Source organism: Neorhizobium phenanthreniclasticum (assembly GCF_040066075.1).
Lineage (GTDB): Bacteria > Pseudomonadota > Alphaproteobacteria > Rhizobiales > Rhizobiaceae > Neorhizobium > Neorhizobium petrolearium.
Genome location: NZ_JBEAAL010000001.1, coordinates 300,316 through 319,900 on the forward strand (window position 1 = coordinate 300,316; position 19,585 = coordinate 319,900).

General features: G+C 56.1%; 9 protein-coding genes. 1 reads left to right on the plus strand and 8 read right to left on the minus strand.

Features of this window, described 5'->3' with window-relative positions:
- Positions 1 to 148: 148 nt before the first annotated feature.
- The 6 genes from ABK249_RS01470 to ABK249_RS01495 form a co-directional block, all read right to left on the minus strand.
- Positions 149 to 5,434 carry a sacsin N-terminal ATP-binding-like domain-containing protein gene (locus ABK249_RS01470; RefSeq protein WP_348861999.1) on the minus strand — a complete coding sequence of 1,762 codons (5,286 nt, stop codon included), beginning with the start codon at positions 5,432 to 5,434 and terminating at the stop codon, positions 149 to 151.
- A 101-nt stretch (positions 5,435 to 5,535) separates the two neighbouring features.
- Positions 5,536 to 8,289: an ATP-binding protein gene (locus ABK249_RS01475; RefSeq protein WP_348862000.1), complete on the minus strand. Its 2,754-nt coding sequence runs from the start codon at positions 8,287 to 8,289 to the stop codon at positions 5,536 to 5,538.
- Positions 8,290 to 8,470: 181 nt separating this feature from the next.
- On the minus strand, positions 8,471 to 10,606 hold the full coding sequence (locus tag ABK249_RS01480) for a hypothetical protein (protein ID WP_348862001.1): 2,136 nt from the start codon (positions 10,604 to 10,606) through the stop codon (positions 8,471 to 8,473).
- A 722-nt stretch (positions 10,607 to 11,328) separates the two neighbouring features.
- Positions 11,329 to 11,715 carry a hypothetical protein gene (locus tag ABK249_RS01485; RefSeq protein ID WP_348862002.1) on the minus strand — a complete coding sequence of 129 codons (387 nt, stop codon included), beginning with the start codon at positions 11,713 to 11,715 and terminating at the stop codon, positions 11,329 to 11,331.
- A 387-nt stretch (positions 11,716 to 12,102) separates the two neighbouring features.
- The gene (locus ABK249_RS01490; RefSeq protein ID WP_348862003.1) at positions 12,103 to 12,426 is read right to left on the minus strand and encodes a DUF2293 domain-containing protein; all 324 of its coding nucleotides are present in this window, start codon (positions 12,424 to 12,426) and stop codon (positions 12,103 to 12,105) included.
- Between the two features lie 862 nt (positions 12,427 to 13,288).
- Positions 13,289 to 13,714: a hypothetical protein gene (locus ABK249_RS01495; RefSeq protein ID WP_348862005.1), complete on the minus strand. Its 426-nt coding sequence runs from the start codon at positions 13,712 to 13,714 to the stop codon at positions 13,289 to 13,291.
- A gap of 339 nt (positions 13,715 to 14,053) precedes the next feature.
- Between ABK249_RS01495 and ABK249_RS01500 the strand changes: the two genes are divergently transcribed.
- Complete coding sequence (locus ABK249_RS01500; RefSeq protein ID WP_348862007.1) at positions 14,054 to 15,265, plus strand: hypothetical protein; 1,212 nt, start codon at positions 14,054 to 14,056, stop codon at positions 15,263 to 15,265.
- Between the two features lie 195 nt (positions 15,266 to 15,460).
- On the opposite strand, the gene ABK249_RS01505 is transcribed toward ABK249_RS01500, so the two are convergent.
- On the minus strand, positions 15,461 to 16,384 hold the full coding sequence (locus ABK249_RS01505) for a restriction endonuclease (protein WP_348862009.1): 924 nt from the start codon (positions 16,382 to 16,384) through the stop codon (positions 15,461 to 15,463).
- Between the two features lie 37 nt (positions 16,385 to 16,421).
- Positions 16,422 to 19,538 (minus strand): type III restriction-modification system endonuclease, encoded by a 3,117-nt coding sequence (locus tag ABK249_RS01510; protein ID WP_348862010.1) that lies wholly within the window; start codon positions 19,536 to 19,538, stop codon positions 16,422 to 16,424.
- Between the last annotated feature and the right edge of the window lie 47 nt (positions 19,539 to 19,585).

Below are 19,585 nucleotides of genomic sequence, written 5' to 3' on the forward strand. Positions count from 1 at the left end.
ATCATGGCTGATCTTCAGACCACGACCGCGATTTGAGCCAAAGGCAAACATTCGAGCGTGATGCAGTCGGAGTCCGCTTCCATCTTTACGCCCGTGCCTGAGCTGCGCTAGCCTGTTGGTGAGGTCGGCACATCTCCGGAAGTTATTGCTAGGTTTCGAAGCAATATCGAACTGATCCACTTCGCACCACTCGGAACCTGTTCCTCGTCTCCGGACTTGCCGGGTTGCTCAGAGGCAAAACCCGCCAGCGCGACGGCTCGAATACGAAGGGCACATAGAGAATGCGATAACGGCGTTTCCTTTCGAGGCTAGCGCTTCCGGCAATCTCTAGTTCTCGCGCGCTCAACTCGAATTCGCCACCTTGGTCAAGTGCTGATTTGACTTCATAGAGATATTCGTGTCGAGCGGTTTCGACCCGAAAGTCAAATCCGAGGCTGTCGTTGCCTTCGCCTCCAGTACAGAATGCGGCGCGGTTCGAGGAGACCCAGCACTCGTCAGTCATCTCCCTTGGATGTCGGCGCCGAAGATACTCCCGGGCCAACCATTCACTCGCGATCCCCATGGCTTTTCGCACGGATTCGGGCGGCTGATTGCGCCAATCAGTCCCGCCACCTCCACCTGTGCCAGCCCCCCGGCGCTCGCTGGTCAGTTGCTGTTGAATAGCAAGCCGGGGCGGGCGGCTGCGATTAAACCAACCTGTGTCCTTGGCAAGCGCAGCATCGGCGAGCCGCTCGAATACGGCGGCGAAGTCCTCCCCGCTCGCATCCAGCTTCGTTCCGCTAAATTCGATCGTGCGCTTTGCGACTTCAGCCTGACGCCGTGCATCACGCGCTTCCCGCTCCTCATGATTGAGGTCTGACTCAGTCAGACCGAGCTCCCCGATATCGTCCGATTCCGGCATATCGATCGGCCACGCTTCGACCGTTTGGAATAATGAAGGCAGCGATTTGACGTTAATGATTTCAAAATCGGTAAGCCCACGATCATGGAGCGCTCGCACGAGTGGCTGTGGATCCCCTGTATTCATCAACAGGGGTCGATCGCGACCCTCTTTGCGGCACCATGCGCGTATCACGCTTGCGAGGCGCGCGAAGTTCGAAACGATAATCCTCCGATTAGCAGAAACAACTGCCTCCAAATCCGGCAGCGCAATCGAAATATCGTCGGGACCGAGACGGTCATCAGCGCAGGAAATCGCGAAGGCCTCCACGAATTCCCGGTCTATCGTCTCGTTCTCCATCGGCCAGGCCGAATCGAACTGGATGAAATCAAGCGTCCGGAGAGCTACATACTCATGGAGCTTTCGCCCTTCGCGCCAATAAGCTGTGAACCGCCGACGAACGCGATCGACAAGTGCTGGCCTGAGCTCCACCATGAACACCGCGAACAACCGTCGGAAATCGGCTTCGCTGTTGAGGGGCAGGTACCCCAAAGCAGCTAGGGCTTGGCCGTATTCTTTAAAGTCAAAACCCATCCGACGGCGTATAACGGCCTGATCCTCCGTGTCCTCAATCGCAGAAAGTGCTCTGTCGGCGACGTCAGCGCCAAGCGCTTGGACGAGCCAATCTCGAAGCTTGAATGTCGGTCCCTGCCGTTCGTGTCGCTCCGACAACCTTTGCGCAGCCGCAGTACCCTGCAGAATTGCGATGATGGGTAGGATCGTGCGCACCTGCCGCTCGACACCACAGCGAGCTGCGGCGAAATGGTCCCGTACGACGCTGATATCCCGCCGAATTGCGCGCGCCAGCATGTCTTCGCTCGGGCTTGTCGATGCGTCCGAGTATCCTTCGCGTAGCAGCCGGCCTAGCACGGGTTCCAACGTATTGCGGCGAGAGCCGAGGAGCTTGGTAATCGCGGGCGCGGCGTCGAGTAGGAGATCGAGGTTTATCTCACCCTGCCTGCTCACCAGCAGCGTCGGCGTGCGCGGATGAGGCACCGCTTGGATGCGATCGCCACCCTGCGCCGCAACCTCAAGATCATCAATGATAAGCGAGAAATGCCCGCAGCGACGAAGTCTGATTTGCCTGATGCGACGGTCGATCTCATCGGCTGGCAGCGTGCGCAATTCGAGGGCGTCGCCGAGATACTCGTGCGCGAGGATCGCCACATCACTCAGCCAGGAAAGGCTACCACTCACGAGGTGGGGGTCGCTTGGGTCGGGCTGAAACACCTCACCGTCCACCAGAAGTTGGACATCCCCGGAATCCGCTGGCCTTGGGTCAAAACCTCCTGTCGCTGCCAAAAGGTCCCGTATCGTCTTGCCGTCGATTTGACCGATATCCAGCACGGGCTCGCCCCTATCTGCCAATGCTCGAGCCGCAAACCCTTCGCGTTCTGTAGTGACATGAATCACAGGCGGCGCCGACGTATTTCCCAGAAGAAGGTCCAAGCCGCCGGATCTTTCGACGACCAGCTCCAGGTCAGGCGGAAGGTTCAGCCGGTGTTCCGCTATATCGTTCCACGCGCGCCTCAGCTGATCACGAAGGTCTCGGCGCTCGGCTGCGGAAAGGTCAGGAAGAGCGACCGCCAGAGAAGCAAGGCGGGCGGGGGCAGACTGGGGCGCCGACCAGTCGCGCAACGCTATCCGCTCGTCGAAAAGAACCTGTGGAATGGATGAGCGACTTCCGGGCTCGGCCCAAAAACGCGGTACAAATCTGGGTGGAATCTGACGTAGGGCAGAGGTTGACCAACTTTGTCGGGGGGTATCAAAGGCCATTTCGTCGCGAAGAAGGCTCATGGGCCACTGGCCTTCTTGCAAAAAAATCAGCAGCGGGGTCGGTAGTTCGATCTTCTCAAATCCGCGCCAGTGCATGATGCTGAAGTTGAAATGCGCGTCGCCATTATCGCGTAGATATCCAACAATGAGATCCGAGAGCGCTTCCCGTGCCGGCAGAGGAAGCTTGTCATGTTCGATCTGCCCGGGGAGGCGCCACACTTCTCCGTTTAGGCGATACTCGGTCTGCGGATAGCCGAAGTTCAGCTTCCGCGCATGCGATATCCAATGAGCGCCCAGACCTAGCCTCGTTTGCACCGAGCGGAGAAAGTTATTCCAGTAGTTCGAAGGGGTGCCTTCGCGGCGTACCCGACCCGCTATCGGTTGAAGTCCGTCGCGAACTCCCAGAACAGCGAGGAATCGGAGCCAATCCTCGCGCCTATCGTCGGAGGCGCGCGGCCAGTCAGCAAAGCTAACGATCAGCTTGCCTTTTTGATCGTTTACATCCGCAGAGTGAGGTGCCGCTTCGTGCAAAAATCCCTCGAGGGTACGGCCTACCGTGGTCCAAGACGCAGATAACAGCGCTTCCGAGGCAGCGCACCAACCAGCGAGACATGGAACGGAGAGATTCGCCGCGCGCAGCGCAATCTCAACGGCTTTTCCGCCCAGATTTTGCCAGACGCGATATGCCCAGATAAGCGTCTCGCGCCGTTGTATGTCAGTCGCCGATGATCCTGACGCGCTCTTGAGACTGTTGAGTGTCTCAATGGGATCATAGCGCCGGAGCAGACCCGCGCGCTCGAACGAGAGCAGACTCGACTCTGAGATTTCTATCGATGGGCCGAGGAAGCGAAACTTTCGGGCCAAGGAAGACGGCGGGCTTGGCGGGCCTGCATTTCGCTTACCTCGCTCCCTTCCAATGCGGTGAAACACTGGAGGAGCACCCTGCATACCTTCAGCAGTCGCAATCAGAAGTTTGCCGTTGCTGTCGGGGAAAAGCTCTTCACCTTCAAGGGATGAAAGCGGGATGTTCGCTGTCGAATACAGCAGTGCCACATCATCGTAGAAGTTTCGCCATCGGCGCGCAGCTTGACTTCCCTTCCCTCCGATTTGCTTGATGATAGCTTGAACCCAACAACGGAGGATATCTTCTGTCAGTCTGAGGGGCAACGATACGGCCGAGGCCAGCGCATGAACCCGCGCGCGACGCCCCTCACCAATGGAGTTCAATAAAATCGAGGCGGCGGCAGTAGACGCTAATTTTCGCGGCGTGACTTGATTGGTGCGCACGTCCGGCCATGCGTAGAGGTCGTTGAAATTGGCCCACCGGAGCGGACCGCCGTCGACAATCGGCCAGATCGCGGCCTCAGACAAGGGGCGCTTCAGCGCCGCGAACGCTTCGACGATTTTGTGCATGTGTCCACCGGACCAGGCGGCAAGGTCAATGACAGAGCTTGCCGGCACGTCTATATCGCTCTCGACGATTGTAAGGGCGGCCAGCGCCGCAGTGCGTGCCGCTGCCTCCAGCAAGTGCTTGTTGAGGGGCAAATCTGATTTGATCGAGCGTCTATCAATGTCGGCAAAGAATGGCGCATCGATGTGTCCGGCCATAGGGGATATGGAATGGTCATCCATTGGCAGGAAGTTGAAGAGCCTCGGGGCGTCAAGCATGGGTGCGGCGAGCGGAACAGCGATCGACACTACCGCGTCACCCTTCCAATTCAACCAGCGTTTCAAAGGAGGAGCGGCAGTCATACTCGCTCTAACCGCGTCAAGGACCGCGGCTTTAGGCAGAGTCTGTCGGACGACCAAGAAGTCTTTGCAACCGTCGAGAGTGACCCTTTCCATCCGATAGTTTGGAGGTAGCGGAGCTTCGACCGTCTCGACGTTTCGAGTGAGACACTTCCGTTCTATAAGGGTGCCGGGGGTGATCACAGCAGCGTCGAGTACGACCAAACGATCAAGAAAGAGCAGCACCGGCGCTGACGACTCGAGGACTTTAGTCACCTGTTTTCGCGCAAGTTCGATTGCCTCTTTGGATCCAAGCGGAAGCGCGACTACCGTTACATACCCTTCTTTGCAAAGACGGCGGACTTCGTCTGACTGATCATCCACTGTGATCGGCACGAGATAACGTGGCACACTTGTGGCTAGTTTCCCGGCGACTTCCATCGTCGCGCCCAGCTCGCGCAGTTTAGCTGCGATCTCGGCTACCGTGGCAAACCGAAAACAGTAGCCGTCAAAGCACGAGGTATCACCCGATGGGCCAGACGAGTAGATGTGAACGCTGTCCGTCAGCGCCTCAACGCTTCGGAAACCCAGGCCCTTGTTCCCGATCCCTTCGCCGATCTCCTTGTCACTCGTGCCGATATTCCGAATCGCTTCAAGATTAGAGGCTGTGAACGCTCGGCCTTTGTTGGCGACCAATAGCGTGCCGCTCTCTGGTCCCTCAACGATCAGGCGAATCGCTATCTGGCCGTCTTCTTCAGGATCATGAGCATCGTGGGCGTTCTGGAGGAGTTCGAAGAGCACTCGATCGCCGTATTGGGCTCCGATGACGTCGTTTAGGCTTTTAAGGCTCTCGTAGACGCGGAGTCCACGTCGGTGGGCGTCGATAACGTGCTCAAGTTGGGAACGTGTCGCGGCCCCAATCGCATCAGCGGCGGAGGCAGTAGGTGGGATCAGATCCAAGGTTTCAACTGATGCTTCTGCGTAGGCCATAACTGAACATCCATTGGCAGCCGATCATGGTCAAGCGGCAGCACTTTGGGGTTTGGGTGAGGGCTGCGCGCGGCCGCTCCGCACAGCCCATACTGCTCGCTCTAAAGCCTCTGACTTAGAGACTTATAGTATTTTGGAGCCGTTCCCGACGCGGGAACGAAGGTGAAGCAGTCACAAAAGGCATCGATAGCTGCCATCACACCCTGGAGCGCGGGTGCCGAGAAGGCCAAGGCCTGGCCTGTTCCCCAGTGACTCAGGTAGTTACCTACAATCGTCGCCATGTTCGAGTTGAGACCCGCTTCCTGCGCAGGCTCCAAGACCAGCGTGTTCGCTGCCTTATGCAGCTTCACCGCCGCCTCAATTGCGTTCAGGAAGTCACCTGCAAGCTGCTTATTCTCGTTAAACGCCAGGTCGATCGGCACCGGTATCCGGAGTTTCGAAATCAAGTCGCTAAGGCGGTATTCGAGATATTGGCGCACGCCCTCTTTGGCCGATTCGACCTGACCGGCCAGCAGCATGCTCAGTGTGTGGTCCTTTACTTTGTTAACGGCTCCCGCCTGAGGCAGTACAGCTACCTGAGGGGCCCCCTCTAACCGTTGATGCCACCATGAGCCCGTGCTGACGTGGCGATTGAACAGCTTCTCCAACATCGTGTCATGGCTCAGCAGTATGACCTGCAGCCCAGCCGGGTTGCCAGGACGCGCGAATTTGGTGCGCAGCAGTTCCACAAGGAAATACTGATGGCCCGCATCCAGGCTGGACGTGATGTCGTCGAGGATGAGGAATTTGGGCATGCCGCCGTATAGGGAGGCGGCGGCTAGGTAGAGCGAGATTGCGAATGCGTTCCGGAAGCTCTCCGATAGTATGGCTTGGGGCGATAGGTCCGTGAGGCCATGGAATTCGGCGAGGTGGATATGGAGATCCTCCCCGGAAGTCTTTTTCGATACGGCGGGGGTGACGCCAAAAAATGCCAGGTCAGCGTAGTTTTTCTGGAAGACCGGCTCCACAGCTGTCAGGCGGGCCTTGCTGATGGCGGTCTCGGCAGCGGAGAAATCCGAATGAGCTCGGTCAAGAAAGGTCTTCAGACGTTTGGTCTTTTGCTCCCAAGTCTTCTCGACTTCCAAGGCATCTCTCGCGGACGTCCATTTTGACAAGCTTTCTTGCAGCCGGCGCCCGGCTTCGATCTTTTTCGTGACCTCGACCGCAGACTGCGGAAGCTCTTTTTCCAAACCCGTCTGCTCCTCCTGGAGCAGCTGGTCGCACTCGCCGGCGCGTTGCCGAAGTTGTTTCAGCCATTCGACCAGGCCTTTCGCCTCATCAACGGATATCATGCCGCGCTGAGCTTTCGGGCCTAGCTTCGCAATGAGTCGATTAGCGACCGTCGTTTCCAGTTTGGCTTCGAGACCCACAAGGTCGGTCCAACCTGCCGCGCTCCACTCGACTGCGAGCGAACGGGTGGCTTCATCCAGGGTCGTGAAATTGGCCAGCTTTGCGCTGACATGGGCCTGCAGATTATGGGGCACCTTAGTATCGCAGAGCGGGCAAAGATCCGACGCGGACCATTCCGGGAGTTCCAATGCTTTTGCGCCGGCCTGAAAGAGCTGCAGCATTACCTGCCCCGCTGTTTTGCCGGCAGCATCCTCGCGGATCTGTGCGCGCTCGACCAGGGCCTCGGCGCGATCAATATGCGGCGCCTCCAGATTGACTTGGGCCAACTCCTTCCGTTCGCGAATGCAAGCACTCAGGCGCTCGCGCTTCGGCCCGCCCTCGGCCGCTTTCACGGCCTCGATACAGGCGTCGATGTCAATCCCGGCGAACTCTTTGCCGTCGCAATGGGAAGCGATGATCGCGATCTGACTCAAGGCTTTGTGGCAGTTATCAAGTGCCACTTCCGACGCCATGCTCTTCCACTCTTCGCCGGTGAGGATTACATAGTCGCGATGAAAGGCTTCTGAGGCATCCTGGCCGCTTTTCAGCTCATGCGCTTTCTTTTGAGCATGTAGCGTGGTTTCGAAATGATTGTTGAAGGCCCGCGTGTTGGAGAGCCCCGCAAGTGCCTGCCTGAACCGACTATATTCTGACAGTCCGAGAAGGCCTGCGAAAGTCCGACCGCGATCGAGTGGCTTTGCCGTTATGAAGTCCTGGAATGTCGGTCCGTCGAGGAGAACAAACTCCCGGTCAAGCGAGCGTAGTATATCGTCGGCATTCCATGGTGCTGGCGCCGAGGTCGTACGGCTGCCCACGGCGTCAAGAGTTACCGTGATTTCGCATTTTTGGCCGCTGCTTTCTTCGACCAGGCGCAGCTTGATGATGGCCCGTCCGGATTTGTTGAACCGATTGACGTAGTAATCAGCGCCCCGTTCGCCGGCCGGTAGGTCCTCGAGCCACGGCAAGCGGCCGGATATCGCATAGCGAATGGCGTCGTAGATCGAAGATTTGCCGACGCCATTCTGTGCTGAAATGCTATTGATCCTGTCCGCAAAGAACCTCAGCTCGAGAGGATTACCTTGGTTGTTAACACCTCGAAACCCTTCAATGCTGACGCCCTCCAGCAGCCAACCTGACGCTATGGGGACGGCTGCAGACGTGGCGTGTGGCAGCGGCGATGCCGGCGATGGATTGGCCGGAGGTGCTGCGGAGTCGTCGATCGAGGCTTCCTTTGGCTCAAGAGCTTCCGCCAACGCATTCCAGACGCCCGGCTGATCGACGTTTTCGCTGCGAAGCGCTGCGAAATGCACGGCCAGAGCGGCACCTGCAATGTCATCAAGGGTCGAAAGATGTGTTTCAAATCTCCCAAGGTTCGTCTCGATATCCGCATTTTCATCGAATGCGAAAGTAATACTCGTAACAGCCATATCGTTCCCTCCCCATGGGGACGCTATTACGTCCGATCCTCATGATCTACCATCAGTTGTAGTGATTGATTTTTTTTAGTGAGTTTAAAAATTCGGCGAGAAAGCACCAGCTTCCCGAGGCCGGTGTCCGAGAGCACATTTGGACGTCAATCCTAGAGAGCCGACCGGCAATATTCTGCATTCAGAAACTGTTGCTTCTGAGGTCGAGCCTGAGCTTGTCTTGATAGATCCGAATACGTTTCTTCGCGCGTTCAATCACATCACTGAAATGCAGGATCTCGAAGTAGGTCTCACCAAGTGGAAGCCGGGTGTTGGGGTCCAACAACGGGCTGGACTGGAACCAGCCCTTTCCTGTTGGGAATGGCGTCCAATTCCCACTAAGACGCAATGTGTTAACCTCGTTACCGATAAGATAGCCGTAGAATTTCTTAAGTTTGCCACCTGATTTCGCGGCTAGCAGCTGCGCATATTCCGACAGATCACCGATATGTTCGTCAGTCGAGACCCCAGGTGCCTTAAATTCCACAATGATCGCAGAGCCCTCCCTACTGAACACCGCAATGTCGGGGCGCTTGCCACCGTTCTCCGCTACCCTCTTGGCAAGCACATTTTGCATCGCGGCATCGACGTCGCTCTCAAAGACAGCCTTGTCACCATTCCACTTGATGTCGGCCAAAGGCATGTCCGAGGCGATATAATCGTAATATTGATAATCCTCGCTGAGGAGCCAGACGTCATGATCGGTAACCCGGGTGCTGTCCTTACGCATAGGAAAGAAGATGCTATGGATGATCTGCTCGTCCTTACGCCGGACACCTTCGGCAACATTTTGCATAGCGAGCCGCTTGCCGCAGGCAAGATCGAGAATCTCGACAATGGCTGCGCGGCGCACGACGAGCTGCGAGAGCGTTGCCATGTCGAAATTCTTGAGCGATGCGGTGTATTTCCAAGACAGTTCGTTGATCTTGCTACGGAACTCGTCTGAATCTGGTTCGGCTTGCATGATCTCCTGCTTGAGCGTGAAAATCTCAGCGGTCTCGTCGAGCACCCGTTCCTGGTATTTTTTGAGCACGCGCTCGGCAACTTTGTAGGCCGGCTCGCCATAGACGATACGCGTCGAGGTATCCTGTAGCATAGCCTCGCTGATGCCGAACTGGTTTATGACCTCCTTCAGCAACTCTTCCTTATTCCAGTCCGCGGGCGTTACCATTTCCTCGATCACCGGGTCGATCGTGCGATAAATATCACCGTAGGAAATCTTCTCCAAGGAAAAGAGATCACCGCTAGGTATCTCAGCCGGTATATTATCGAAATCGTCGCGCTGCTCGTTGACGCGGTTGTCGAGATAGTCGCCTTCGATAAGGACGATATGGTGGAAGCCGCCCAGGGGGTTATTTTGTTCGGTGCGTGTGCGAAGATACAGAGCGGTGATATCTTTCACTGGCGAGGATTTCGCGCAGAAGGCTATTGCGTTTCGCGGCAAGTCATAAAGGCTAGCGTCAAGTTGGTAGTGCGATAGCTTCAATTGCTGAAAGCTGCCTAGTCCTCGGCCAGTTGCGGGATCGCGCTCCTCAACGTCTACCGTACGTTCGGCGGTAACCACGGGCAGGTCGGAACGCTGCAGGATCTCCGTTTCATCGCTGTGCAACCAGTGGCGGCTCACAAAGCGGATTTCAAAATCACCCAACTGGTCACCGAGACCAACTAGCCGTTGGAGAAAGGCGACAAGCATCTGCTTGCGTAGCACGGGCGCCGAGAAGAGGCTGCTCAGCGGCTCGCCATGGGAGATCCGTGGACGAACAGCCTCCTTAAACCGGTCGAGTTGGATAAGAGTGCCAATGTCATTTTCCTCTCCCGGTCCCGAGATAAAATCATCGACGTCGATCTGTTTCGTAGGCTCTACATAACGCAGCTCGCGCTTAAGGACAGCGTCCCCCTGTCGGTAAAAACTGTCGATTGAGAGCGCGGCGAAATGATGGAAAAACTGAACTCGTCCTGAGCCCTTGCACTTGCCGATGCCGGCAATGAGCAGATCATCCTTGTAAGAGGTATCCTTCGTTAGGAAGGCCTTGATCTGATCGTCGCCCAAACCGCAACCGTTGTCCTTGCAAGATACCGACATAACCTCGCGATCGTCCAGCAGATCCGCCGCCGAAAAGGCCACCACAACTTCGATTGCCATGCTCGGCACTTTGGCGTCAGTATGCCGGCGGATTAGATAAGCATCGATAGCATTGGAGAGGAGTTCTTCGAAAATGACGTACTGATTCGAGCTGAGCTTCGTGTTTTTTATGCTTCCCCGAATGTCGAGCGTCATTTTCGTTCCAATCCACGCCTTGAAAACTGCCTTCGCTACTGGCCATCGACGCACATTCAAGTCAAGGAGCTCGATAAAGTGAGATAATCTCCTGGGTGCTGCGACGCGCGTGGAACGAGTGATCTAGGCATTCATCAAATCCTACCATTTCGGTTTGGAGAAAGGACTGCGATAAGTTTTTGATCCCTCCGACAAGCGGCGGGACCTGCCTGGAGCGGGGACGGGGAACGGCAGCTATCCTAGGGATCGACGGGCGGGACTCAGCTCAGGAGGAACATCACGTCGCCTATCTGGAACCTGTCGCGAAAAAGACACGTCAGCAATCCCAGGCTTGCGGGAACCAAGTGGATCGCGCATGGTCGGCTACCATGCCCGGGCCGGCAGACGTCCGAATTCCCCGCGCCCTTACCGCTTGTCCCTTTTGTAGTGGCGTTTGAGCTTCTGGTAGGCGAGAAGTGCCAATGCCATCACGAGGATCACCAAGCCCATGGCCGTGTGAGCGTCGAGGAAATCCATAGCTCCTTTACCTCGCGTAGTTCGCACATGCGGTTACAGTTTAGGGCAATCGCCATGGAAATCCAGTTGGAAGAACATTTCGAACCCTGGGCTGCCACTGAGGGCACCCCGCCGGAACAGGGTTCTGTAGAGTAGTCTGGAACGGAAAGGAGGAATGGCCGTGATCCGAGAGATAGGTCGTCCGCCCTACACAGGTTGAGAAGCGACTACTCCGAGGCGGAGGGATTTGCCAAGGCACGAAGGAGACGCCTGGCCATCCCGCTAGGCTCAGCGACAGGCCCATCGGCTGCCGATCGAATTGCATCAAGCCACTGCTGTTCCTCATGGGTCACGGGCGTGCGAAGCATCCGCTCGAAGAGGCTTACAGACTCTTCGTCGTAGAACTGGCGCATGGCTAAGCGGAAAAGCAGTTGTATATCAACGCCCATCGCGCGCGCCACCTGCTCCACCCGGTCGAGGGGAAGCTTTGCCTCTCCCCGCAAGATCAGCTGGAAGAGCGGGCTTACCAGATAGCTTTCCGAAGAGGCCGGAACCGACATCTCTGCGATCTGCTTCTGCAAGAATGCTACGAGATTAATGGTACTGCCAGTCATTGATCGCTCCTGCGCTTGCATCGATACTTCAATTATAGCGAGCCAACGTTGGGGCAGCTGAACTCCCGTCAGCTTGAACGAGAACCCGTTGATCGCATTGATTAAACTGGTTACCGTCGGGAGCGTATATGCCGCTTGAACATCGCCAGGACTGAGGCGTCTTGGGATTGCGCGAGACACATCATCAACAGGCGCCGTTCATCAAGCTGCAGGGTGCGAGCCACATAAGGGACCTGCCAGAGCAACAGGTTGGAATAGCCCCGGAGGTAGCAGGTAAACGTAGAGTCCTTGGTGAACCCCGTCGCCCTCATGAAATCCCCGCGCTCAATACCAAGCTCTACTATCCGGTCGGCTATCAGCTTAGCAAGCGCAAGGCGCGCCTCGGGGTTAGACATTGCCTACCTCTCCCACCTTCTTACCCTTGTGGGCTTTCGGTTTCTTTCGCCAAATTTTTAACATAGCGTCGATCCGCGGCTGGACGCGCCGGCGAGCCTCAGCGCGTTCCATGCCATGCAGAAGTAGCGTGTCGTAGTCTGTCATCTCGTGACGGAGAAATGACTGCATGGTGATGCCGACAGCCTGGCCCAACGGAGCATCCAGCCATTCCTTCTGAGCGATTTCATTGGAAAAATATGAAACAGCGAAATCGGGGCAACCCGGATGATGGTATCGGATGTGCTGCTCGATGGCAGCCAAAGGGAACTTCGCCATATTACCCTCCAGTAAAGAGGATGTTTATATATTATGATATGCGGGCGAATGATACGAAAGTAAGTATTTACTTAAGTAGTTTTTCCACAGTTTTATCACGGTCCGATCAATACTTAATACAAGTAGCTTTTGAGATGCCGATGAGCATCAACGTGAAAAACACGAAGTCCTAGATAAAGTGCCCTCGCGCGATGGGGATGCCTTCCGCGTCGGCAAGCTCCGGGCATCCTATCCTCCTCAGCCGGCGAACAGACGCACTCTTTGATTGCATGCGGACCTTTACATGCAATCGATCCGACCTTTACATATGTAAAGGTAAGAGGCGTGAAATTGGCAAAAACAGCTATTCATGGGGGTAAAAGTGTAAAGGTCCGACAGATCAAAAACCCTGCATTTCCGGGGGAGACCTTGACAAAACCTTCCGAAAACTTGACAGAAACGGTGATTTTCGCAGTTTTCCGAAAAATGTAAAGGTCACTTTTCTTGTACGCTCCGTTGAACAGCTTGCATTTCGTTCTGAAAACCAGTTCGTCGCAGCACAGTCGCCGATAGCGTCTACGTATGAAACCAAACTTGCCGGGAACGGATTGCGCATTCCTGGAACGCCTTACCAGGCCAAGCCGAAAACATATTGGCTGATCCGATCAGATTGGCCTCAGTCGGAGCAGACAGGAGCTTGAAAGCGCCGGCAGCCAGAACACATGAAGGGCCCGGCAACCATCCTGTCGAAATCGACCACTATATTTCCGCCGGTATTCAGAGGAGCATCCGAGGGCGCAAGCAGTATCTGTCCGGATCAAAAGTGCCGCGCCTTACCTCCTTATGCAGCTGGCCGGCTTAAAGCCGGCCAGCTTAGGATCGCTTAAAGTGAAATCTCGCTGAGCTCCCGACGCACGCGCGTCACGTCGTCGTCAGTATCGTAATCGTAGATGGCCTTTTCCAATTCGTGGCGCAGCCAATCGAGCGTGGCAATTGCGGCGTTTGCGTTTCCACGATGGATCTTCTGCTCGTCGGTCAGTTCATCCCAATCGTTGGCGTCACCAACCATGTTACCACGGCTATCACGCTCGACGAGCTCCCCGCCGTCTACGTCAGGGTAATAGTCGGCGATCTCCCTGAGCGTAGCAGCCTCCTGCGGATCAGTATCGTCGACCTGGCGAGCGAGAAGCAGATAAAGCTCCCGGATAGAGAAAATCATTCCTGATGAACCCGTCCTCTTCGCAATCTCTTCCGGATAAGGAAGGATGAAGTTGGCGCAGTTCATGTTGGGAACGAGAGGTTCGGACATTTCAATAATCCCTATTGGACACTAAGGTCCGGCACCATGCCGGAAACCTTGCGTGTTCAACCCATTCCGCCGCACCTGGCGGGAGCAACTTCCTTCGGGGCTTGATGCGATCTGCTGCCTCATGACTGTCCAGTCTCCGTTCTATGTTTGCAGTTATAGCGAGGTGCCTACGCAGGCGCGTCGATAGTTGTGGCTTTCGGGCAACAATAGTGGGTTACGACGGAAGGTCGCGAACGCACCGAGGTGCCTCGCGCGGATATCCAACCTGTTTCCCCGGAGGGAATCAGCTTAACGACGCCCGGGAAGTCACATAGGCGACCACCGCGGAGAAACGCGTTGATGCATCAGGTCATCCTCTATCGGGACAAGGGCTACAAAGACCCGGTAAACCTCACTTACATCGAGCAGAGTCTCAGGAGCCCACAGGCTCGCTTGGTTAATCGGACGACTCTCATCCCTCAGATTGGCCTCGAAGCCTATCAGTGCCGCGCTGTGGTCGATTGGATCGATATCCATCTCGAACTGGCACGACGAACGCAATTTTGGAAGCTTAATGAGCGAATTGAAAGGCTGACGGGCCGGAAGGAATTCCCTGAGGCATTGGATCTCGCCGTAGGAAATACAGCGACCAAATACAGGCTTCGTGTTCAGGAGCCAGATTTTCAGGCTGTCCGGGAGGTGCTCAAGGACATTGAGCGCCAGTATGGGTTCGTGGCGCCCGCCCACATCACTGGGATCGAGATCAGCATCGACTTCTACCCGGTCACGCCGAGTGAAGAAGCGCGCGCGCGGATGCACGGTGTCCTGGTCCGGCACTTCTATCCGACCACCCAAGTATTGAGGAGCAATCGGATGTGGCCGCGGTTCACGCCAGGTAGCATCAAGAAAACAGACTACACCATCGGCCGCAACGAGGGCGACGATAGCCTCGACGTTGGAGACCGAATGACGCCAGGCCTGGACCGGCCGGCACTCTACGGCTCAACCTATTATGTTGGTGAGCGAGACGATCCTCGAGCATTCTGGCGCATCCAGAATAAGGGGCTCGACAAACAGAACATTGCCGCGGGCACTCGGGATGAACTGCCGGAAGACAAGAAACGGATCCGTATTGAGGTCACGCTTGGACGTAGCGGGTGCCAAGAGATTGGGCTCCGGAAGTTCATCGATCTCGATACGCTGCCCTTTACTCGCCTGCAGAAAGATTTCTTTCAGTTCATGAAGCCGACCTTCGCAATTGTCCGACCCGGAGGTGCTCGGCCAGGATCAGCGGCAGTCAAGCGGAAGATAGAAGAATACAGAAGGGAGAGGTTCCTGAACGCCGGCGTGCTGGGACTGCAGATCCGCGAAGACGCAAAGGAACAGCTGCGCGCCTTCGAGATGCCGACCATCAGGAGGCTACACCGTAGAAACAGAACCAAGATGCCGGCAAAGATGAGGACGGGCACCGGTGCGTACGGAACGATGATCGCTTACGAGGAGCTGACGAGGATGGTGGAGCGGGCGCTGGCTGGGCTTCAGAGGAAGGTGAGGAGAGAGATGGGTGTGTAGGATAAGGCCTAAATGCGGATAAGCTCTCGTATGACAAGTTATTAGGCTTCGCTCCGGTCGCTTCGCCAATAACTTTGAAAATAAGCGCATTAGCCGATCATCCGCATTCATCGGCTCAATGTTTTTCGGGAAAAACTTGCTTCCTTATAGAGCTAACCAAGAGAACAACGAAATCCATCCTCTCCATTACCGTGACTATTCTTCGCTGAAGAAGTCTTCGTCTAGCCGCTTAAACTCTATCGTTCGGTAACCTCGCACTCCAACATCATGCTCAATCATTAGATCAGCCAGCTCATGGCCGTCAATCAGAATGACCCGCTGTGCGAGGTGCTTGACGTAGTCGCGGGCAGGCTGGCTGAAAGTCGAGGTGGTGACGAAGACACCTTTGGTGGCCCCAAGGCCGACGAGGCTGCCGACGAAGCCATTGACGTCAGGGCGGCCTACCGGATTGCCGGGAGCGTAACGCTTCGCTTGCACATAAATGCGGTCTAAACCCAGTCGGTCCTCGTTTATGATCCCATCTACTCCACCATCACCCGTACGTCCGAGTTGGGCCGCGGCGTTTTTATGGCTGCCGCCGTACCCCATAGACACCAGTAGATCGACGATCAGCTGCTCGAAGAAGGTTGGGCTGTTAGAAAGGATTCGTTCGAGAAGCTCGTCACGCAGGGAGGCCGATAATGCGGCGTTGGCAGCGTCGATCTGCTCTTCCGGGGTCGTGCTGGCAGGAACTACTGCGCCGGTGTCAGCGGTGGCACCTTCTTCGTCAATGGTGGTGCCCTCGTTCCTGTAGAACTCGCGGAATTGCGGCTCACGCATCAAAAGGGCGACGTCGATCCGCTCAGGCTGGGTAGCGAGGAGTGCTTTGCCCTTGTCAGTCGCGATAAAACGGCCACGCGCAGGCGACGCGATTAGGCCTGCCTTACTCATGTAAAACTTGGCCCAGTGAATTCGGTTATGCAGAATACGCTGGCGCCCACTTGGCAGAAGCTCATCCCGTTGCTCTGGTGTTAGCCCTAGGCTGTCGGCTATCCGCTCTGCAACGTCCGCGACTCGGGTTTCACCGTCAGCAGCGGCTCGCAAGACCGGTAGCATGAGCGTTTGGTAGTCCGGAATCATACTTCACTTGCCCTATGCGAGGGATGGGCGGCGCTTTTCAAGCGGTCCTCACCACATCCATAAGCCGAGAATAATCTGTGACGACATCATACTTCACTTTATGGGTTGTCACCTTGCTGCCGACCTCCTCGAAGAACCGTCGAGCGCACTCGATCTTTGTGGTCTCGAATTCTCGCAATTTCAGGGATGACAGGGTGCCCTTGGTCTCAGCCACGAAATAGATGTGCCTCACGGAGCCTTCCTTGAACGAGATTGCCCAGTCCGGATTGTAATCGCCCACGGGCGTTGGGATCGCGAAACCCTTGGGAAGCTTGGCATAGACGACGATCTCATTGCTGGTATCCAATTGCTCAACGAAGCGCCGCTCAATATCGGAATCCAGGATTGCATAGTCGTAGACGTGCTTCTTCAGCTTCTCGCTAGCCCTGGAGAAGTCCTGAACGGTCTGGCTGGCCGTGAAGATGTCAGACTCGTAGCGCTCGGCAACAGCATCGTAGGTCAGGCGCTCGATGACCATCGTCGCCTTCTGCTCGATGATCAGGCGGGACGCTTCGCTGATAAAGTGCTCCGGGTTCTGCTTGAATTGACCGAAGACGGTCGGCTGAATCCCCGACAGGATCTCCGCGATTGTCTGTCGGGTAAGCTGCGTCGCTTCTGCAAGCTTCGCCAACAGATCGTACTTGACGAGTGAGACGACCGTTTCGGCCTGGTAGGTCTCCTGCTCGTTTTCGCGGAAACTCTTGCCATCCCCGACGGCGTCATAGGTCAAGCCATCGCGTTGAATGCCAGCGGTGACCGTATATTGCAGCGGCGTCACCCTCAGATGGCTGTCGAGCGCGCTGACGCTCTTGCGAATCAGTTCCGACGGCTCGAATTCGACCCTATAGACAGCCTTCTGGTTGATACGACTCCAGAGCTCCTGGAACTCCTTTCGGTGGAAGTTGTCGTTGAGCGGGTTGCGCTTGGATCGGCGATCGTCCTGTATCTTCGGCAACTGTCGTTCGTTGAAGACGCCGTCAATCAGCCCCACGATCTGGTCGGAGTAGGGCTTCAAATCTTCCGGCAGTTCTGCCAGCGTCCCGTTTTCACGGGCGCTTTGATACTTCTCCGTGATGTTCTTCTGCCTATCGACATATCCGCTTTGAACCAGATAGAACTCGATCCCCGCAGCCATGTCGGACGACACCTCGATCGACGCGCCGTCCGCTTCTATGAGCTTGCCCTTGAAATATTCTTCGTTTGCCTGGCGCGGTCGGGCGGTCAGCGCTTCGACCATTTCTTTCTGAAGCGCCTCCACGAAATTCTTGTAGCTCTCGCTGGCGACAACCGTCAGCACATTGATGTCGTGGACGGTGACCGGATTGTCCATGCGATCGCCGTTTTGATCGACGCTCAAACGCAGACCACGACCGACCTCCTGGCGCCGCGAGATCTGGTTGTCGCTGTGTTTCAACATGCACATCACGAAGACGTTCGGATTATCCCAGCCTTCGCGCAGCGCCGAGTGGGAAAAGATGAACCGAGTCGGCTCTGCAAATGAGAGAAGTCTCTCCTTGTCCTTCAGGATGAGGTCATAGGCATCCGGATCCTCTGACTGCCCTTTGTTGTCCCCCGTTTTGGCGACGTCCGGGTCCTTGAGGCGGCTGGTCTTCTTGTCGATCGAGAAGTAGCCGTTGTGGGTCCTCGCGGGATGGATGCCGGCCAGATATCCACGGTAGGCCTCGTTGTCGACGGCAAGCTCCGACAGATATTCGTCCTTGAGAAGCGCATACTCCTCCTCGAAAACACGGGCATACTCGCCGCGCTCGTCAGCTTGCGTGTAGTCTCGATATTTCGCCACTTCGTCGATGAAGAACAAGGACAGGACCTTGATGCCGCGCGAAAAGAGCTGCTTCTCCTTTTCGAGATGCGCCTTGATCGTCTCACGGATCTGAATGCGGCGAATGTCACGTTCCAAGACGTCGCCATTGGGCTCACCCGCCTTGAGGACGACACCGTTCGTGAATTCTACCGTTTCACTCACCGCGTCGATTTGGCTGGCCGTAAAGCCTCGATACTGATCGAGATCGCCGGAAAGGGCGAAGAGGTCGTCCTTGAATTCCACACGCCGAAGCTGGCGCTTGATCTCGCCCGACGCCAGCTTCAGCTCTAGCTCGATCCGGGCGACAGGGGCCTTTTTTGAGATCTCGATCCCTTCGAGGTAGAGGTAGGCGTTGGTGCCTGCGAGTCCGCGCGCCTGGATACCGCGTACGGCGATCTTCTTCACCAGCTTCTGGTTAAAGGCGTCGAGCGCGTCGAGGCGGTGGATGCGGTTGTGCTGCGTCTTGTGCGTTGCCGAATATCGCAGGATCATCAGCGGCTTGAACTCCACGAGTGCTTTCAGCGTTGCCTCGCCTTCCATTTTTTGCGGTTCGTCTAGAATTAGAACTGGCCGATTGGAGGCTATAACGTCGATTGGCCGACGTGACTGGAAATCGTCCAATTCACGGAAGATCCGCCTGGCCTCCTCACTTGCGTTTGACTTCGTTGCAGCATTGAACGCCTGAATGTTGATGATCATCACATTGATGCCGGCGTCAGACGAGAAACTCTCCAGCTCATGCAAGCGCTTCGAGTTGTAGATGAAGAACCGCGCCTTCTTGCCATATCCTTCGGTGAAGTGATCTGCGGTAATCTGCAGCGACTTGGCCACGCCCTCGCGGATGGCGATCGAGGGCACCATGATGATGAACTTCGACCAGCCATAGCGCTTGTTCATCTCGAAGATGGTCTTGATATAACAGTAGGTCTTGCCCGTGCCGGTTTCCATCTCGACGTCGAGATGCACACGGGTCGCCGCAACCGCGTCCTTCTTATATGAAGCGGCAGCGGCCACGCGTTCACCACGGGTATTGAACGTGGTGAAATCGGTCAGCGACTGTGACAGCGGCAGGTTCTGACGCCGTTGAACCTTACGGATGTTTTCAAAGATCTGCGCCTCGCTGATCGAGAAGTCGGCATTCTTGAAGCCCTCTTCGAAAGCACTCGTCTGCGCCTTGCGACCCGGATCGATCCGGTAGCTGAGCGCGTCGGATTTGACCTGGCCTTCGAAGCAATCGACGACTGCCTCAACGGCGTTTGTCTGGTATGGCTGAACCTTGAATTTGAGCTTCATAGAACGTCGGCTTTCTTAAATTTCTTTCGTAGCTCTCGTAGAGCTTT

Bases quoted from the DNA above. Each gene is read 5' to 3' on its own strand.
- ABK249_RS01470 (WP_348861999.1), bottom strand. From the start codon at position 5,434: ATGGCCTACGCAGAAGCATCAGTTGAAACCTTGGATCTGATCCCACCT.
- ABK249_RS01475 (WP_348862000.1), bottom strand. From the start codon at position 8,289: ATGGCTGTTACGAGTATTACTTTCGCATTCGATGAAAATGCGGATATC.
- ABK249_RS01480 (WP_348862001.1), bottom strand. From the start codon at position 10,606: ATGACGCTCGACATTCGGGGAAGCATAAAAAACACGAAGCTCAGCTCG.
- ABK249_RS01485 (WP_348862002.1), bottom strand. From the start codon at position 11,715: ATGACTGGCAGTACCATTAATCTCGTAGCATTCTTGCAGAAGCAGATC.
- ABK249_RS01490 (WP_348862003.1), bottom strand. From the start codon at position 12,426: ATGGCGAAGTTCCCTTTGGCTGCCATCGAGCAGCACATCCGATACCAT.
- ABK249_RS01495 (WP_348862005.1), bottom strand. From the start codon at position 13,714: ATGTCCGAACCTCTCGTTCCCAACATGAACTGCGCCAACTTCATCCTT.
- ABK249_RS01500 (WP_348862007.1), top strand. From the start codon at position 14,054: ATGCATCAGGTCATCCTCTATCGGGACAAGGGCTACAAAGACCCGGTA.
- ABK249_RS01505 (WP_348862009.1), bottom strand. From the start codon at position 16,384: ATGATTCCGGACTACCAAACGCTCATGCTACCGGTCTTGCGAGCCGCT.
- ABK249_RS01510 (WP_348862010.1), bottom strand. From the start codon at position 19,538: ATGAAGCTCAAATTCAAGGTTCAGCCATACCAGACAAACGCCGTTGAG.